We start from the raw sequence: 16253 nt of genomic DNA, 5'->3' as shown, positions 1-16253 counted from the left end.
AATGGCACTACAGAATAGCAACCCTTCAACAACAAATTCTTGGAAAAAATTACAATCTCATTTTGATGATTCAAAAAATACAGAGATTAAAAATCTATTTCTTAAAGATGCAAGTAGAGCAGGTGATTTTACAATTAAATGGAATGATTTTTTAGTTGACTATTCGAAAAACAGAATCTCGAAAGAAACGATAACATTACTTTTAGAATTAGCTAAAGAGGTAAACTTAAAAGATGCTATTAGTAAATATTTTGAGGGTGATATTATAAATAAGACAGAAGGTAGGGCTGTTTTGCATACCGCTTTAAGAGCTAAAAAAACAGATTCTGTAGTAGTGGATGGTGAGAATGTTGTTCCTGAAATATACGAAGTAAAAGAAAAGATTAAGATTTTTACAGAAAGTGTAATTTCTGGAGATAAGAAAGGTTTTACGGGTAAGGCTTTTACAGATGTAGTTAATATAGGTATTGGAGGTTCTGATTTAGGACCAGCAATGGTTACTGAAGGTTTGAAGTTTTATGCAAACCATTTAAAAATGCATTTTGTATCTAATGTAGATGGTGATCATGTATATGAAACATTAAAGCACCTTGATCCAGAGACAACTTTATTTGTAGTAGTTTCAAAAACATTTACTACTCAAGAAACATTGAGTAATGCTACAACTATAAAAAAGTGGTTTTTAAAGCATGCTACACAAGCAGATGTTGCTAAGCACTTTGCGGCAGTATCAACAAATACAGAAAAAATAGCAGAATTTGGTATTGCACCTGAAAACGTATTTCCGATGTGGGACTGGGTTGGTGGTCGCTTTTCATTATGGAGCGCAGTTGGGCTATCAATAGCTTTAGCAGTAGGTTTCAAAAATTTTGATGATTTATTAGTGGGAGCTAATGAGATGGATGAGCATTTTAAATCAACTGATTTTGATGCTAACATTCCAGTTGTTTTAGCATTAATAAGTGTTTGGTATAATAATTTTTATGGAGCAGAAACAGAAGCCATAATTCCTTATACACAATATTTAAGTCGTTTTTCAGCATACTTACAACAGGGTATAATGGAAAGTAATGGTAAAACTGTAGATAGAAATGGTAAAAAAGTAAGCTACCAAACAGGAACTATTATTTGGGGAGAGCCAGGTACAAATTCTCAACATGCCTTTTTTCAATTAATACACCAAGGTTCGAAGTTGATTCCGACAGATTTTATTGGTTATAAAGATTCTTTACATGGTGATACTGATCACCATAATAAGCTAATGGCAAATTATTTTGCACAAACTGAAGCTTTAATGAATGGTAAAGGAGCAGATGAGGTAAGAAGTGAGTTGTCTGAAAAAGGAATGGATAAAAATGCCATCGAAGATTTAGTACCTTTTAAAGTTTTTGAAGGTAATAATCCAACAAATTCAATTCTTATAAATAAGCTAACCCCTAAAAGTTTAGGGTCACTTATAGCTTTGTATGAACATAAAATATTTGTTCAAGGCATCGTTTGGAACATATTTAGCTACGATCAATGGGGTGTTGAGTTAGGAAAGCAACTAGCGACAACTATTTTAAAGGATATAGAGAATTCAGAAATAAGTAGTCATGATTCATCAACGTTGCAACTTTTGCAAAAATTTAAGAAATAATTAAGGAATTTATTATTTCTTAAAGGAATTTGATAACTTATTGTTCTTCAAGTATTGCGAGTGTTTTTTTATGTTAAATTTGTGAAGACTAATTTAACGTTTTGTTAATGTTCAAGTGTAATTAATATTCCACTTTTGCAGCGAAAAACTAAAACTAAAAAAACACTTAAAAATGAGAAAATTGTATTTCACAATTGTCGGTTTACTTTTTACGGCAGTTGCTTTTTCACAAGGGGTTACAACCTCTGCAATCGGAGGGCAAGTAACTGATGAGACCGGAGAACCTTTGCCAGGGGCAAGTGTAGTTGCGATTCACACACCTTCTGGATCCACTTATGGTGCCGCAACAGATTTTGATGGATACTATAGAGTATCTAACATGAGAGTAGGTGGCCCTTACAAGTTAACTATTTCTTATATTGGTTATGTTGACTACAAGAAAGAAGATTTATATCTTCAATTAGGAGATGCTCAAAGGTTTAGTGTAAAACTTGGAGAGTCTGCAAATGAACTTGATGAAATAGTGATAACTGCACAATCAAACGGTTTGTTTGATTCAGGTAAAACTGGAGCAGGAACAAATGTTTCTCAAAAGCAAGTTAGCTCATTACCAACAATTTCTAGAAATATTGCTGATTTTGCTAGATTAACTCCTCAAGCTCAGGTTTCAGGTGATGATGTTATTTCAATTGCAGGTCAAAATAATAGATACAATGCTATTTATATTGATGGAGCTGTAAATAATGATGTTTTTGGTCTTGCTGGTAATGGTACCAATGGAGGTCAAACAGGGGTTAGTCCTATCTCTTTAGATGCGATTGAATCTTTTCAAATTAATGTAGCTCCTTTTGATGTTAGACAATCAGGTTTTGCTGGAGGTAGTATTAATGCTGTTACAAAATCAGGAACAAACCAAATTGAAGGTTCTGTTTACGGGTTTTATAGAAATCAAGATTTGTCAGGTAAAACACCTGTAGGTCTTGCAGGAAGTAATGAAAGAACTAAGTTGGCAGAATTTTCATCACAGACTTATGGGTTACGTGTTGGCGGTCCTATAGTAGAAGATAAATTGTTTTATTTCGTGAATTACGAAAGACAAGATAATGAAACACCACAACCATTTGATATTTCTTCATACAGAGGTAGTGTTACAGCAGATGATTTGTCTCAACTTTCAGATTTCTTAAGTACTAATTATAACTATGATGCAGGAGGGTATGAAAATAATACTTCAACATTACAAAGTGATAAATTAATAGCGAAAATTGACTGGAACATAAATGAAGATCATAAATTATCTTTAAAACATAGTTATGTTAAAGCAGTTCAGTTTAACGCAAATGGATCAAATCAAGGAGCAATTAACTTTGTAAATAATGCAATTAACTTTGAGTCTATTACGAACTCTTCAGCTTTAGAGCTGAGTTCTAAATTTGGAGATAAATTTGCAAATAACTTAGTTGTAGGTTATACAAGTGTTAGAGATGATCGTGGTCCTGCTGGAAGCCCTTTTCCTAATGTACAAATATTTGATTCTTCAGGATCTTCTATCTATTTTGGTTCTGAAGCATTTTCAACAGCTAACTTGCTAGAGCAAAATGTATTTACTGTTACAGATAATTTTGAAATTTATTCAGGAAGACATACCGTAACAGTTGGTGTTAACAGTGAGTTATCTTCTGCTTATAATGTTTTTTTTGGAAACAACTTCGGTGCTTATAGATATAACAGTTTAGAAGACTTTTTGGGTGGAGCTCAAGGTAACAGATATAGATATGGATATTCATTACTAGGTGGTAGTGGAGATGATTCTCAAGGAGCTGCTGATTTTGATTTATTTCAATTTGGAGTTTATATTCAAGATCAAGTAAATGTTACAGATAATTTTAAATTTACAATGGGTGCGCGTATAGATGTTCCTTACTGGGCAGATGGTTTAGTAAATGAAGATTTTAACACTCGTTCAGTAGCTTTACTTGAAGCTAATGGTAAAGACTTACAAGGCGCTCGTGTTGGTCAAGGTATAGATGCTACTGCTCACTTTTCTCCTAGAGTAGGTTTTAATTGGGATGTTAAAGGAAATCGTTCTACACAAATTAGAGGTGGTCTTGGTGTTTTTACGTCAAGAATACCTTTAGTATGGCCAGGTGGTGCATATAATAATAATGGTATTACTGCAGGTTCTGTTGAATTAACAGGTGCTGATGTTCCTGTATTTAATCCAGATGTTAATAATCAATTTGCAGATCCACTTCCAGGTACAGGTGCTTTAGGAGGAGATATAAATGTTTTTGCAAAAGATTTTAAATTACCACAGGTATTTAAACTTAATATAGCATTAGATCAAAAATTACCTGGTGGAATTGTATTTTCAGGAGACTTTATTTGGAATGATAATATTACAGCAGTTACCTATGAAAATCTAAATTTACCTAACACTCCAAGTTTTTTAACAACTGGTGCTGGTTCTAGACCTAACTATGGTTTTGGAACTTTAGATAATACATATGGTGCTATTTATTTAGGATCAAATACAGGAGAGGGAAGTTCTTATAATATTAGTGGAGGTTTGAGTAAGAATTTTTACTCAACTAAAGTGGATGTAACATCTCATGTGACTTACTCTTATGGTGATTCTGATGGTATATTTGATGCTACTTCTTCTCAGAATAGTTCTCAGTGGAGAAATTTAGAAACTGTTAATGGTTCTAACAGACCAGATCTTTCAACGTCTGATTTCTCTCCAGGAAATAGAATTATTGCAAATTCAACTATTGAGTTTAAATGGAATGATAATTTACGTACTCGTTTAGGTGTATTCTACGAAGGTTCAGAAGGTTCTCCTTTTAGTTATGTTTATAATGGAAGTGGGTTATTGTCTGATACAGGCTCTTTCTCTGCTCTAGCATATGTTCCTGCAACTTTAGCTGAAGCGCAATTAGTTCCTTATACAAGTGGAGACGCTACTATTACAGCTGCTCAGCAATGGGAATCTCTTGACGCATTTATTTCAGGTGATGAATATTTAAGTTCAAGAAGAGGACAATTTGCAGAAAGAAACGCAGCTCGTTCGGATTGGGCTCATATTGTTGATTTAAAGTTTGCACAAGAATTCCGTTTTTACACAGGAAAAACTTTAAATAAAATAGAGTTTACGGCTGATATTTTCAATTTCACAAATTTATTGAATAAGAAATGGGGTGTAAGAACTTTTACAAACTTCAATCAAGTTCAGTTGTTAAATTTTGAAGGTTTTCAAGCAGATGGAACTACGCCTACATTTACTTTTGATGATAGTGCTCCAGATACAAAAAACATTATTGATGATTCAGGATTGAATTCTTCAAGGTGGCAAATGCAATTAGGTCTTAGATATAGTTTCTAACTAATGCTTAATTTATAATTTTTAAAACCCTGCTTTTTAGCAGGGTTTTTTATGCTTAAAATTTAGTATTTTTGGCTTTCAAACTAAAACAAATAACATGTACGAAATTATCTATAACCTACATTCCTTTTTTGCATATGCTGTACTCGCTATGCTTATTTTAGCAGTGTTTAACGCTGTTTCTGGTTTAATGAGTAAAAGAATATTCAATTTAGAAAAAGACTTCAGAATCAGTCTTTTTGCAATGATATTATCTCATTTGCAATTGCTTGTAGGTTTAATATTATATTTTGTATCTCCAAAAGGTTTTAACGCTATTCAACAGCTTGGTATGGGAGGCTTAACTTCTGCATCACGATTATTAGCTGTAGAGCATCCTTTTATAAATATAATAGCGTTAGTGTTTATTACAATTGGTTGGTCTAGACATAAGAAGTTTATGGAAGGAAACAAAAAGTTTAAAAGTATTGCAATTTTTTATGGAATAGGACTTCTGCTTATTTTAAGTCGTTTACCATGGAGTCAGTGGTTTGCATAAAACATAATTTTACAAAATATTAAAAGAGCCTATTCGGCTCTTTTTTCTTTTAATAAATGCATGTATACAGGAAAATGGTCGCTGTAGCCACCTACATAGCTACCGCCTGCATAAGTTCTTAATGGATAACCTTTATAACGACCTTTTTGATCAATAAGATAGGTTGGGTTGTAGATTCCAACTTTCCAAAATGTATAATTTTCTCTGTTTGTATTAACTAAGTTACTAGTAAAAAAAATCTGATCAAATAAATTCCATTTATCTCTATACGCTAATGATCCAACACCTTTTTTATGTAGCCTTTCCATAGGGTTAAAAAGTGTATTTTCTTCGATGTTTTTTATTTTACCTTCTGTTCGTAAAATCTTTTTTAAACTATCACTAGTTGGGTCATCATTTAAATCTCCCATACTAATTATTTTGGCATTTATATCCGTTCTTAAAATAGAATCGATAATTCTCTTATTTAGTTTTGCTGCGGCAATTCTGTTTGGTTTACTTCTGGCTTCACCTCCACTTCTTGAAGGCCAATGATTAACGATAAAATTGAAATATTCATCACCTAAATACCCGCCAACAACCAATTGATCTCTAGAGTAATCTCTGAAACCGTCATCTTTAAAAAGTAATAATCTATGACTATTAAAAGAACTAGGAATGAATGCCGATTTTTTATAAAGTAAGGCAACATCTATACCTCGCTCATCTGGAGAGTCAAAATGAACTATACCGTAATTTTTTTGGCGTAGGTTGGGGTGATGTATCAAATCTTCAACAACTTGTTTATTTTCAACTTCGCATAAACCTATGATATCAGCAGATGAATTAGATGTTTCAAAACCTATTTCAGATAATACTTTAGATATGGTTTCTATTTTTTTATCATATCGTTTTTTTGTCCAATTATCTTTCCCGTCAGGTGTTCGGTCGTCATCAAAAGTCAGAGAATCATTTGTGATGTCAAATAAATTTTCAACATTATAAAAAGCAATTGTTTTAACTTGATATGTTTTCTTTTGTGACACACTGTAATTATAGAATAAAATCATTATTAAAAGGATGCTTATTCTCATTTACAGTTCTTTAAATTACATAATCAATATTAAATATACGTATTTTTTAGGATTATAATCGTTAAATAGTTAATATTATGAAGAATATTAACTCTATGTGTTATTAAGAATTTAAAAATTTATGTTTTAATTTGTCTGTTATTTTTGGTATTTATGCCAAATAACATGTTTTCTCAAAGTACTCTTTTTGTTAAAGGAAAGATTGTAAGTCGTGAATCAAAAAAAATATTAACAGGTGTTTCCGTTAAGTTTGAAGGAGGGTTAATAACGGCTGATACAGATGAGTTTGGTAACTTCAGTCTTAAAAATGAAAATTTAATTGATAATATACTTTTTATTCAAGCGCCTAATTATCGCATAAAAAGAATACCATTGTCTTTAGATGGTGTTGATGTTGATTTAGGGCTTATTTATCTAGAATTAGATATAGAAATAGAACAAACTGATAATTTAATTTCTTTGACTGATTCTGAGTTGTTTGATGATGAAATAAGTTCAAGTTCGTCAGGTTTATTGCAAGCTACAAAAGATATTTATTTAACTAAAGCTGCATTCGATTTTGGTCAAGCATTTTTTAAAGTACGTGGTTACGATTCTCAAAATGGAAAAGTTCTAGTTAATGGACTTTCAATGAATAAGTTTTATGGCGGTCGTCCGCAATGGAATAATTTTGGAGGATTGAATGATGTTACAAGAAATCAACAATTTTCAAACGGCCTAGAGGCTTCATCATACACTTTTGGAGGTGTTTTAGGAGTAACAAATATAGATACACGACCCTCTAAAATGCGACCTGGCTTTCGGGTTTCTACTTCAGCTTCAAACCGTACTTACGGTGGCAGATTAATGGCAACGTATACTTCTTCAATACAAAATAGTGAATTTACATATAGTTTTTCAGGTTCTAGAAGATGGTCTAAACAAGGGTATGTAGATGGAACTTTATATGATGCATATTCTCTTTTTGGGGTAATTGAATATAAAATAAATACAAAAAACACTATTATGTTAACAGGCATTATGGCATCTAATAGAAGAGGTCGATCTTCAGCAGTTACTGAAGAGGTGTTTGAGCTTTTAGGTAACAGGTATAATCCATATTGGGGAGAGCAAGATGGTGAAATTAGAAACTCTAGAGAACGAAAAATTGCTGAACCAATACTAATGCTTAATTATTATCATGAAACAGAAAAAATAAAAATTCACACAGGGTTAGCATATCAAACAGGAATAAATTCAAAAAGTAGATTGGGGTATTATAACGCCCCAAACCCTGACCCTACTTATTATAGATATTTACCTAGTTTTTATATAAACAGCCCGATAGGAGCAAATTTTTTAAGTGCTAATCAAGCAAAAGATGGATTTTTAGAAAACCCACAATTAAACTGGAATACTATTTATACCGCAAATAATAAAGATAAAGCCGCTTATGTATTGTATGATGATGTTAATAAAGACCAACAGTTTTTATTTAATACAAATGCCAGTTTAAACATTAACCCCATTTTGAATTTAAACCTTGGTTTTTCTTATAAAAATTTAACCTCAAAAAACTATGCTTTAATTAATGATTTGTTTGGAGCTAATATTCATGAAGATATAGATGTTTTTTCGAATACATTAAATAATGTAGATGGTGATTTAGAGAAGCGAGAGAATGAAATTTTTAATTATAATTACATTTTCAGAGCTTCTGAATTTGATGCTTTTGTGCAATTACAGATGCATAAAAAAAACTGGAATGCTTTTTTAGCAGTGAATCAGTCTGCAATTAATTACCAAAGGGAAGGCGTGTTTACAAATGAAAGATTCTTAGACAACTCAAAAGGGGAAAGTGAAAAGTTAAGTTTTTTAGGAATAGGTGTAAAAGGTGGGGTGTTATATAAAGTTGATGGAAGAAATTGGCTATCAATCAATATTGCACATATTAATAAAGCACCAATTTTACAGAATGTTTTTATAAACCCAAGAGAAAACAACAAAATTGTATCAGATTTGAAGTTAGAAAACATTCAGACTTTTGATACATCTTATATTGTTAGATTACCAAAATTAGTAGGTAGGTTGACAGGTTTTCATACACTGTTTAAAAATACTACTGATGTAAATTTCTTTTTTGTGGATACGGGTGTAGGTTCTGATTTTGTGCAAGAAGTTCTAACAAGTTTAGATAAAAGGCATTTGGGTATTGAGTTGGGTTTGGAATACGAACTTTCATCATCAGTAAAATTAACAGCAGCAGCTGGTGTAGGTAAATATGTATATGCAAACAACCCTAATGTCTCAATTAATTTTGATACAGCAGGAGCAGAGGAAGATTTGATAAATTTAGAAGGTAATTTAAATTTAGGGCAAGCAAAAATTAAAGATTACAAATTAGCACAAGGGCCTCAACAGGCATTTGCTATTGGTATAAATTATAGAGATCCAAAATATTGGTGGGCAGGTTTAACGGCAAATTATTTAGCTAATAATTATGCGAATATATCGACAATAACAAGAACAGAAAGTTTTTACTTTGATCCAGAAACAGGTGATAAATTCCCTGATGCTACAAAAGAAAATGTTTTAAAGTTATTACAGCAAAAACCTTTAGATAATTTTTATTTATTGAATTTAATAGGAGGTAAATCATGGCTAAAAAAAGGCAAATATGTAAGTGCTTTTGTAAGTATTAATAATGTGTTTGATGTAAAATATAGATCAGGTGGATACGAACAGAGTAGAAACGGAAATTATGGGCAATTGAAACAAGATAATTTAAGTGGTACGCCTTCATTCGGTACCAAATATTGGTACGGGTACGGACGAACTTATTTTTTGAACTTGGCTATAAGCTTTTAAATGTATAATGTTATGAAGCTAAATAGTAAAATTGTTAGATTTTATTCTGGGATATTCTTGTTAATTTCAACATTATACTCTTGTGTTAAAAACAGAGATTTTAAAAGCCAAGAAACAAACTGTTCAAATACATTAAAAGCGAATGCTTCTTATGCCGATGTAAAAGATTTGTATGTTGATAAAACAATTCAAATTCAGGAAGATTTAATTATTGAAGGGTATGTAATTTCTTCTGATGAAGCTGGTAATTTTTTTAGTGAGTTATATTTTCAAGATAAATCAAATAACCCAACCGAAGGGTTTCAAATAGAAGTTGATGCTCGTGAAACACATTTAATTTATCCGATAGGAAGAAAGATTATTTTAAACCTAAAGGGGCTCTATTTGGGTAAAAGTAAAGGTGTTTATAAAGTTGGTGGTGTTTTTGCTTCTTTCGGTAATCAGTCTGTCGGCAGATTACCAGCTTCAGTATTAGAGCAACACATCTCTATATCATGTGGTGAAGTTGTTAATGTTATCCCTAAAGTTATAACACTAAATGATTCTTTAAATAATTACATAAACACTTTAGTATCTATAAATAAGATAGAATTTATTGGTGATGATTTAGGCCTGTCTTTTGCGATAACAAGAGAGGAAACTTTAAGAACATTAACGAATTGCGATGATCAAAAAATAGGTTTATTGAATAGTGGTTTTTCAGACTTTCAAAATTCTATTTTACCTTTTAAAAAAGGAAGTGTTACTGCTGTTTTGACAAAAGAAAATGATGACTTTTTTTTAAGAATACGAAGTTTAAACGATATATATTTTATAGAAGACCGTTGTGAAGATTTAGTTGATGAATTTACATCTAGAGAAGTTTTTATATCAGAGATTGCTGATCCTGATAATAACTCTAAAGCTCGTTTTGTCGAACTATTTAATAGTGGAGCAAATACCATAAGTTTAAAAAATTGGAATTTAAGTAGGTATACAAATGCAAATACAGAAACTAGTTCTAGTATAAATTTATCAGAAAATGACTTAGAACCAGGTGCTACACTTGTTATTGCATCAAATGGTGGTGAATTTGAAAATACGTATGGATTTTCAGCAGATATAATTGGGGGTACTGGTAGTGCTGCAGATTCTAATGGAGATGATACAATTGTATTAATAGACCCTTTTGGTGAAATTATAGATATTTTTGGCGTAGTTGGTGAAGATGGATCAAGTACAAACCATGAGTTTGAAGATGGTAAGGCTGTTCGTAAATTTAATATAGTGCAAGCTAACCCTGTTTTCAATTTTAATGAATGGATTATTTATAATGATACAGGTGATTCAGGAACTATAAACCAGCCCCAAAATGCTCCACAAGATTTTAATCCAGGGCAAAATTAAGAAGCTAATTAAGAATTTTTAATTTTGTTTAAATCAGCCGGAGTTAATGGTTTAACGATATAATCATGAACAATAGGGTATGATTTTATCATGTCTATTTCTGATGGGTTAATGGATGAACTCATAACAATAATCTTTATAGACTCTTTGTTCAAAATTGGAGCAGCCTGAAAACTATCTAAAAATTCCCAGCCGCTCATGACAGGCATGCTTAAATCTAAAAAAATAATTTCAGGTAGACTCTGATTTGAATTACTTGTGTCTACAAGAGCTTCTATTGCATTTTTTCCATGTTCAAAAACTTCAAGATTTTCGCAAAAATCCTCTTCTTCAATAAGTTTTGTTGAAACGAAAATAAATATAGAATCATCATCTATAAAAAAGACTTTCTTATTTTTTTCTGACATGATTTAAATTTTAAAAGTTATTGTAAAAGTAGTTCCGATATTCACTTCGCTCTCTACTGATATAAAGCCGCCCATTGCTTCAATTTGATTTTTAGTAATATACAACCCAACACCACGGGCATCTTTATTTCTATGGAAAGTTTTATTCATTCCAAAAATTGTTTTACCGTGTTTAATAATATCTATCCCTTTTCCATTATCAGCAAATGTCATCACTAAAGTATCTTTTTCTTTAACGGTAGTAATTTGAATAATAGGGGATTTGATAAGAGAGCAGTATTTTAAACTATTTGTAAATAAGTTGAGTAATATACTATCAAGATAGGCTGGTACAACAGTTACCTTGTGGTCTGATGATATATCTAAAACACAAATAGCCTTTTTTTCTTTAAATATAACTCCTATGTTATTTTGTACAGTAGTAATAGCTTGTAACAGATTTACAGAAACTAATTTTCCTTTAATTTCTTGACTATTAGATTGTACAACTTCATTTAAATTACAAACAGTGCTATTTAGGCTTTCTGTAGCTTTTTTAAGCATTTCTAGTATCTCGCTTTTTTCACTTTCAGAATATTTTTTATCTATTAATAATGATGTTAATACCGATAAATTTGTAGAATGTGAACGTAAATCATGAGAAACCATATGAGCAAAATTAGTCAGGCTATTATTTTGTTCTCCAGTTAAATTTGCAAATTCTTTCAGTTGCTTCTCCGATGTTTTTTCTTTGGTTACATCTTGAGCAATACCTATTGCTTTATAGTATTTATTATTTGACTCGTTTAAAAACGTAACCGTTGCCTTTATGTATCTGATAGTTTTGTTAGGTAAAATGACTCTATATTCAATTGTGCCTAACCCAATTCCTTTATAATAAAGCAAAAGTTCGTTTTTTACAGCCTCAAAATCGTCAGGGTGTATTGCCTTTTTCCATATTCTATACGGGTTTTCTATTGCCGTTTTTTTGTCTAAACCGTGTAATTCGTAGCACATTTCATCCCAAACAGTTTCTCCGTTATTTAAATTATACTCCCAAGACCCAACTTTCGATGCCGTAACAGCTCTTTTAAGTTGAGTGGCAGATTCTCTATAGGATAATTGGGCTAATTTAAAATCGTTTATATCTTGGCAAATTCCAAAAAGACGTGTGCAAACACCGTTTTTAAACTCAGCTTCACCCTTTGTACGTATCCAGATTTCCTTGCCTTTGCCTGTTATCATTATAGCTTCTTCATCCCAAGGGGTGCCATCAGAAATCGTTTTATTTGCAAGCGCATATATTTTGTCACGGTGTTCTCCTTCCTTAAAATGTTCAAAACACTCTTCAAACGTTTTTGGAATATAATCTAAAGGAACTTCATGAATAATATTAACCATTTTTGTCCAAAGGATTTCATTGGTAATTAAATCGGCTTCCCAGCCACCCGTTCTGGCAACTTCATGAGCATCTTCCATTAGAAGATTCATTTTAATTTTTCTAGAAAAATCCAATGCAGTACATTTTAGGTTAATACTTTAAGTTTTTTTTATATAAGAGTTTTTAGTTATTTTTTGTATAAATGAATTATGAGTCAATCAGTTCTTCTAAAATTTCGTTTAACCCTTTTGAAGTAATAGGTTTTATATAATAATTGGTAACCGCACTAATCTCTTTTGCTCTTAAAATGTCTGCTGGGTCTACAGATGAGCTTATAATATAAATATTAACACCTTCTCTGTTGTGGTTTGGTATTTTTACAAAATCTTCTAAAAACTCCCACCCATCCATTATAGGCATGTTTAAATCTAAAAAAACAACTGATGGTAGTTTTTTTCCTTCAGTTAATATTTTTTTAAAGCCGTTAATTGCATCTAAACCATTTGTATAAACAGAGATGTTTTTACTGAAATTTAATCCTTTCATAGCTCTTTTCATTCCGAATACGCATATCGGATCATCATCAATTACGCAAGTGTCTATTATTTCAGTCATAATTTAAATTGTTTTTTGGTTCATAAAAGTTAAAATGAAAGTGGTTCCGACACCTACTTCGCTTTTTACTTTAATTTCGCCATTCATTGCCTCAATTTGGTTTTTAGTTATAAAAAGGCCAATACCTTTAGAGTCTTCATGTTTATGAAAAGTTTTATACATGCCAAAAAGTTTTTTGCCATGGCGTTTTAAATCTATTCCTAAACCATTATCAGAAAAATAAATGACAGTTTTGTTGTCTTTAATCTTGTGTTTTATATTTATTTCTAAAGTTTTATCATTAGCACTATATTTTACAGCATTGGTAAATAAATTAAGCAATATGCTATCTAAATAAGCAGGAACGGCAACTATAATTAAATCTATAGGCATATCAATGTTGCAAATGGTCCCTTTTTCTTTTAACAGTACACTTATATTTTTTCTAACCCTTTTAATAGAGTTAAAAATATTTACTTCTTTAATTTTTTCTTTAATAGTTGTTGTTATCTGTACAACATCATTAAGGTGGTGCACACTTTCATTTAAACTTTCAGAAGCATCAATAAGCATATTTTCAATTTCTTTTTTCTCAGTTTTGTCTTCTTCTTCATTTAAAAAAGTGGTTAGCATTGATAAATTTGTAGAATGAGATCTTAAGTTATGAGAAACGATATGAGCAAAGTTTAATAGACTTCTATTTTGGGTTTTAGTAATTGAGATTAAATTTTTAGTTTCATTTTCTGCTGTTATTCTAGAGGTTATGTCAATAATTTGGGCTAGAATATGTGTTGTTTTTTCTTGATAATCTTTGATTGGTGTTATTGTAACTATAGCATTAACAATTGATCCATTTTTATGTATATATTTTTTCTCAACCTGATAATCTTTAGTTGTTCCTTTTAAAATTTTAGAAAGGTGATTCAAATTACTTTTCAAATCATCTTTATGTGTTATTTCTTGAAAGTTAGACTGTAGCAATTCTTCTTTTGTATACCCTAAACTGTTGCAAATACTATCATTAACATCTAACCAACTACCATCTAAACCTACTAAAGCCATACCAATAGCCGAGTTTTCAAAAACGCCTTTAAACGATTCTTCGTTTTTTGTAAGTTTAAGTTGTGTTTTTTTCAGCTCTGTAATATCCCAATTGGTGCCAATTAATCTATTAGGGTTCCCTTTTTTATCTTTTTGAAGGGTGAAATTGGTTTTTATATACCGGACTTCGCCATTTGGCCATAAAATTCTAAATTCAGAATCAAAACCTTTTGAGTTAGTTGTGGCTGACCTTCTTTCTCTTAGGTACCTTTCTTTATCATCAGGATGTAAACTTTTTATCCAATAATCATTAATATCTTTTATCGAACCTTTTTTTACATCGTAAATTTCAAACATACTATCATCCCAAATAAGTTTTTCATTAAACAAGTCATATTCCCAAATACCAATTTTTGATGAGCTAGTAGCAATTGCTAGCCTGTCAGAAATCTCTTTGAATTTTATTTGTTCTTTTTTTTTATTATCAATATCCTGAAATGTCCCAAAAATCCTAACACATTTATTATCAATTAATTCAGCTTCACCTTTAGCTCTAACCCAAAGGTCTTTACCAGTCGATGTTGTTATTTGTAACTCTTCATCCCAAGGGGTTCCGTTACTCATGGCTTCAGTAACAATATTTGTTATTTTAGTTCTGTTTTCGCCTTCTTTATAAAAATTTATACCTCCTTCTAAAGTAGGCGTATATGATAAAGGTACTTCGTGAATTTTTTTTGTAGTGTCAGTCCAAAATATATTATTTGTTAATATGTCAACCTCCCAAGCACCAATGTTAGATACGCTTTCTACTTTTAATAATAACTCTTCTTTTTTCTTGCTTTTTGTAATATTTTCGGCAACAATTATAACCTCAGTTATTTTGTTATTTTTGTCTTTAATGCCATTTAATTTCCACTCAAACCAGATACTATTTTCATCTTTTGTTTCTAATGTTTTTTTAAAAACACTATTTTCAGATAAAATACTTTTTACACTTGACCTTACTTTTTCAGGTATAGTTGGTATGTCATTAAAATAAACATCAGAATTTTCTGTTGAGTTATTTGTAGGAAATTCTTTTAACCATATTTTTGAATAATGTTTAATTTTTAGATTTAAATCTATAATTGCTGTAGCAATTGGAAATTCTTGAATCATATTTTTTTGGGGTCATCTAAATTATAGAATTGTGCTAAAGCTTTTAAAAATAAGTAAGAATTTACTTATTCACTTAAAAGTAAATATACAGAAAAAGAAGAAAATTAACTTCAGTTTTATTTAAAAAAGGAAAAGCGTGTGTTTTTATAACTAATTTTCATGCAAATTAGCCGTTTAAAAAGAAGGATTATAGTTAAAACTTATTGTTTGATCTGTTTATAATATGGTTTGTTTATAACACTGTCTTTTTCTTTGTTAAATTTGTGTAGCTAATTTATGTGTTTATAAATAATAGTTTTTATGGTTTATAGAGTAAATTATAAAATTGGTATAACTGTAATATCTTAATATATGGAGGATAAAAAAGAAGTATTTTATGAGCAAATAAGACAAGGTAATTTGTCAGAGGTTTCAAGTTTATTAAATGAAATGCCAGAGTTGTTAAAAACAAAAGATGCTAGAGGATCAACACCTTTAATATTGGCTACATATTATCAGCAAGAAGAGATTGTTAAACTATTTTTAGAATTTAGTTTTAATATAGATGCAAAAGATTCATCAGGAAATACTGCTTTGATGGGAGTTTGTTTTAAAGGATTTACTAATTTGGCTGCCTTGTTAATTGATAAAGGTGCAAATGTGGATAACCAAAATGGTATGGGAGCAACATCATTAATATACGCTGCTACTTTTGGTAAAGATGAAATTGTAAAACTATTAGTAGAATGTGGTGCAGATGCAAGCATAAAAGATGCTAGAGGTAAATCGGCATTAGACCATGCTAAAATGCAAGGAAACCCTTTAATTATCGATTTGTTGAAATAA

General features: G+C 30.8%; 11 protein-coding genes. 6 read left to right on the top strand and 5 right to left on the bottom strand.

Features of this window, described 5'->3' with window-relative positions; genetic code table 11:
* Position 1: 1 nt before the first annotated feature.
* From pgi to H0I23_RS13085, 3 genes are all read left to right on the top strand, one after another.
* The gene (gene pgi / locus H0I23_RS13095) at positions 2-1639 is read left to right on the top strand and encodes a glucose-6-phosphate isomerase (protein ID WP_216783745.1); all 1638 of its coding nucleotides are present in this window, start codon (positions 2-4) and stop codon (positions 1637-1639) included.
* Between the two features lie 172 nt (positions 1640-1811).
* The gene (locus H0I23_RS13090; protein WP_216783744.1) at positions 1812-5024 is read left to right on the top strand and encodes a carboxypeptidase regulatory-like domain-containing protein; all 3213 of its coding nucleotides are present in this window, start codon (positions 1812-1814) and stop codon (positions 5022-5024) included.
* 97 nt (positions 5025-5121) lie between these two features.
* Positions 5122-5562 carry a hypothetical protein gene (locus H0I23_RS13085; RefSeq protein WP_216783743.1) on the top strand — a complete coding sequence of 147 codons (441 nt, stop codon included), beginning with the start codon at positions 5122-5124 and terminating at the stop codon, positions 5560-5562.
* Between the two features lie 29 nt (positions 5563-5591).
* Here H0I23_RS13085 and H0I23_RS13080 read toward each other — a convergent pair whose 3' ends face one another.
* A complete protein-coding gene (locus H0I23_RS13080; protein ID WP_216783742.1) occupies positions 5592-6635 on the bottom strand; it encodes an endonuclease/exonuclease/phosphatase family protein in 1044 nt (347 codons plus the stop codon).
* A gap of 153 nt (positions 6636-6788) precedes the next feature.
* On the opposite strand from H0I23_RS13080, the gene H0I23_RS13075 reads away from it, so the two are divergent.
* Entirely contained in the window at positions 6789-9482 is a 2694-nt protein-coding gene (locus H0I23_RS13075; RefSeq protein ID WP_216783741.1) for a TonB-dependent receptor, read from the top strand.
* 12 nt (positions 9483-9494) lie between these two features.
* Positions 9495-10868 (top strand): DUF5689 domain-containing protein, encoded by a 1374-nt coding sequence (locus H0I23_RS13070; RefSeq protein WP_254073606.1) that lies wholly within the window; start codon positions 9495-9497, stop codon positions 10866-10868.
* 8 nt (positions 10869-10876) lie between these two features.
* On the opposite strand, the gene H0I23_RS13065 is transcribed toward H0I23_RS13070, so the two are convergent.
* The 4 genes from H0I23_RS13065 to H0I23_RS13050 form a co-directional block, all read right to left on the bottom strand.
* Entirely contained in the window at positions 10877-11275 is a 399-nt protein-coding gene (locus H0I23_RS13065) for a response regulator (RefSeq protein WP_216783739.1), read from the bottom strand.
* 3 nt (positions 11276-11278) lie between these two features.
* Positions 11279-12745 (bottom strand): PAS domain-containing sensor histidine kinase, encoded by a 1467-nt coding sequence (locus tag H0I23_RS13060; protein WP_216783738.1) that lies wholly within the window; start codon positions 12743-12745, stop codon positions 11279-11281.
* Positions 12746-12842: 97 nt separating this feature from the next.
* Complete coding sequence (locus H0I23_RS13055; protein ID WP_216783737.1) at positions 12843-13250, bottom strand: response regulator; 408 nt, start codon at positions 13248-13250, stop codon at positions 12843-12845.
* A 3-nt stretch (positions 13251-13253) separates the two neighbouring features.
* Positions 13254-15428, bottom strand: a complete 2175-nt coding sequence (locus H0I23_RS13050; protein WP_216783736.1) for a HAMP domain-containing sensor histidine kinase — start codon at positions 15426-15428, stop codon at positions 13254-13256.
* Positions 15429-15779: 351 nt separating this feature from the next.
* Here H0I23_RS13050 and H0I23_RS13045 point away from each other — a divergent pair, with 351 nt between their 5' ends.
* On the top strand, positions 15780-16253 hold the full coding sequence (locus H0I23_RS13045) for an ankyrin repeat domain-containing protein (RefSeq protein WP_216783735.1): 474 nt from the start codon (positions 15780-15782) through the stop codon (positions 16251-16253).

Source organism: Cellulophaga sp. HaHaR_3_176 (assembly GCF_019021925.1).
GTDB lineage: Bacteria > Bacteroidota > Bacteroidia > Flavobacteriales > Flavobacteriaceae > Cellulophaga.
Note: the sequence above shows the minus strand (reverse complement) of the source record. Positions and strands in the feature narration are given on the sequence as shown.

Coding starts and splice junctions, on each gene's coding strand:
- H0I23_RS13045 (WP_216783735.1), top strand. CDS start 15,780: ATGGAGGATAAAAAAGAAGTATTTTATGAGCAAATAAGACAAGGTAAT.
- H0I23_RS13060 (WP_216783738.1), bottom strand. CDS start 12,745: ATGAATCTTCTAATGGAAGATGCTCATGAAGTTGCCAGAACGGGTGGC.
- pgi (WP_216783745.1), top strand. CDS start 2: ATGGCACTACAGAATAGCAACCCTTCAACAACAAATTCTTGGAAAAAA.
- H0I23_RS13050 (WP_216783736.1), bottom strand. CDS start 15,428: ATGATTCAAGAATTTCCAATTGCTACAGCAATTATAGATTTAAATCTA.
- H0I23_RS13085 (WP_216783743.1), top strand. CDS start 5,122: ATGTACGAAATTATCTATAACCTACATTCCTTTTTTGCATATGCTGTA.
- H0I23_RS13075 (WP_216783741.1), top strand. CDS start 6,789: ATGCCAAATAACATGTTTTCTCAAAGTACTCTTTTTGTTAAAGGAAAG.
- H0I23_RS13080 (WP_216783742.1), bottom strand. CDS start 6,635: ATGAGAATAAGCATCCTTTTAATAATGATTTTATTCTATAATTACAGT.
- H0I23_RS13065 (WP_216783739.1), bottom strand. CDS start 11,275: ATGTCAGAAAAAAATAAGAAAGTCTTTTTTATAGATGATGATTCTATA.
- H0I23_RS13055 (WP_216783737.1), bottom strand. CDS start 13,250: ATGACTGAAATAATAGACACTTGCGTAATTGATGATGATCCGATATGC.
- H0I23_RS13090 (WP_216783744.1), top strand. CDS start 1,812: ATGAGAAAATTGTATTTCACAATTGTCGGTTTACTTTTTACGGCAGTT.
- H0I23_RS13070 (WP_254073606.1), top strand. CDS start 9,495: ATGAAGCTAAATAGTAAAATTGTTAGATTTTATTCTGGGATATTCTTG.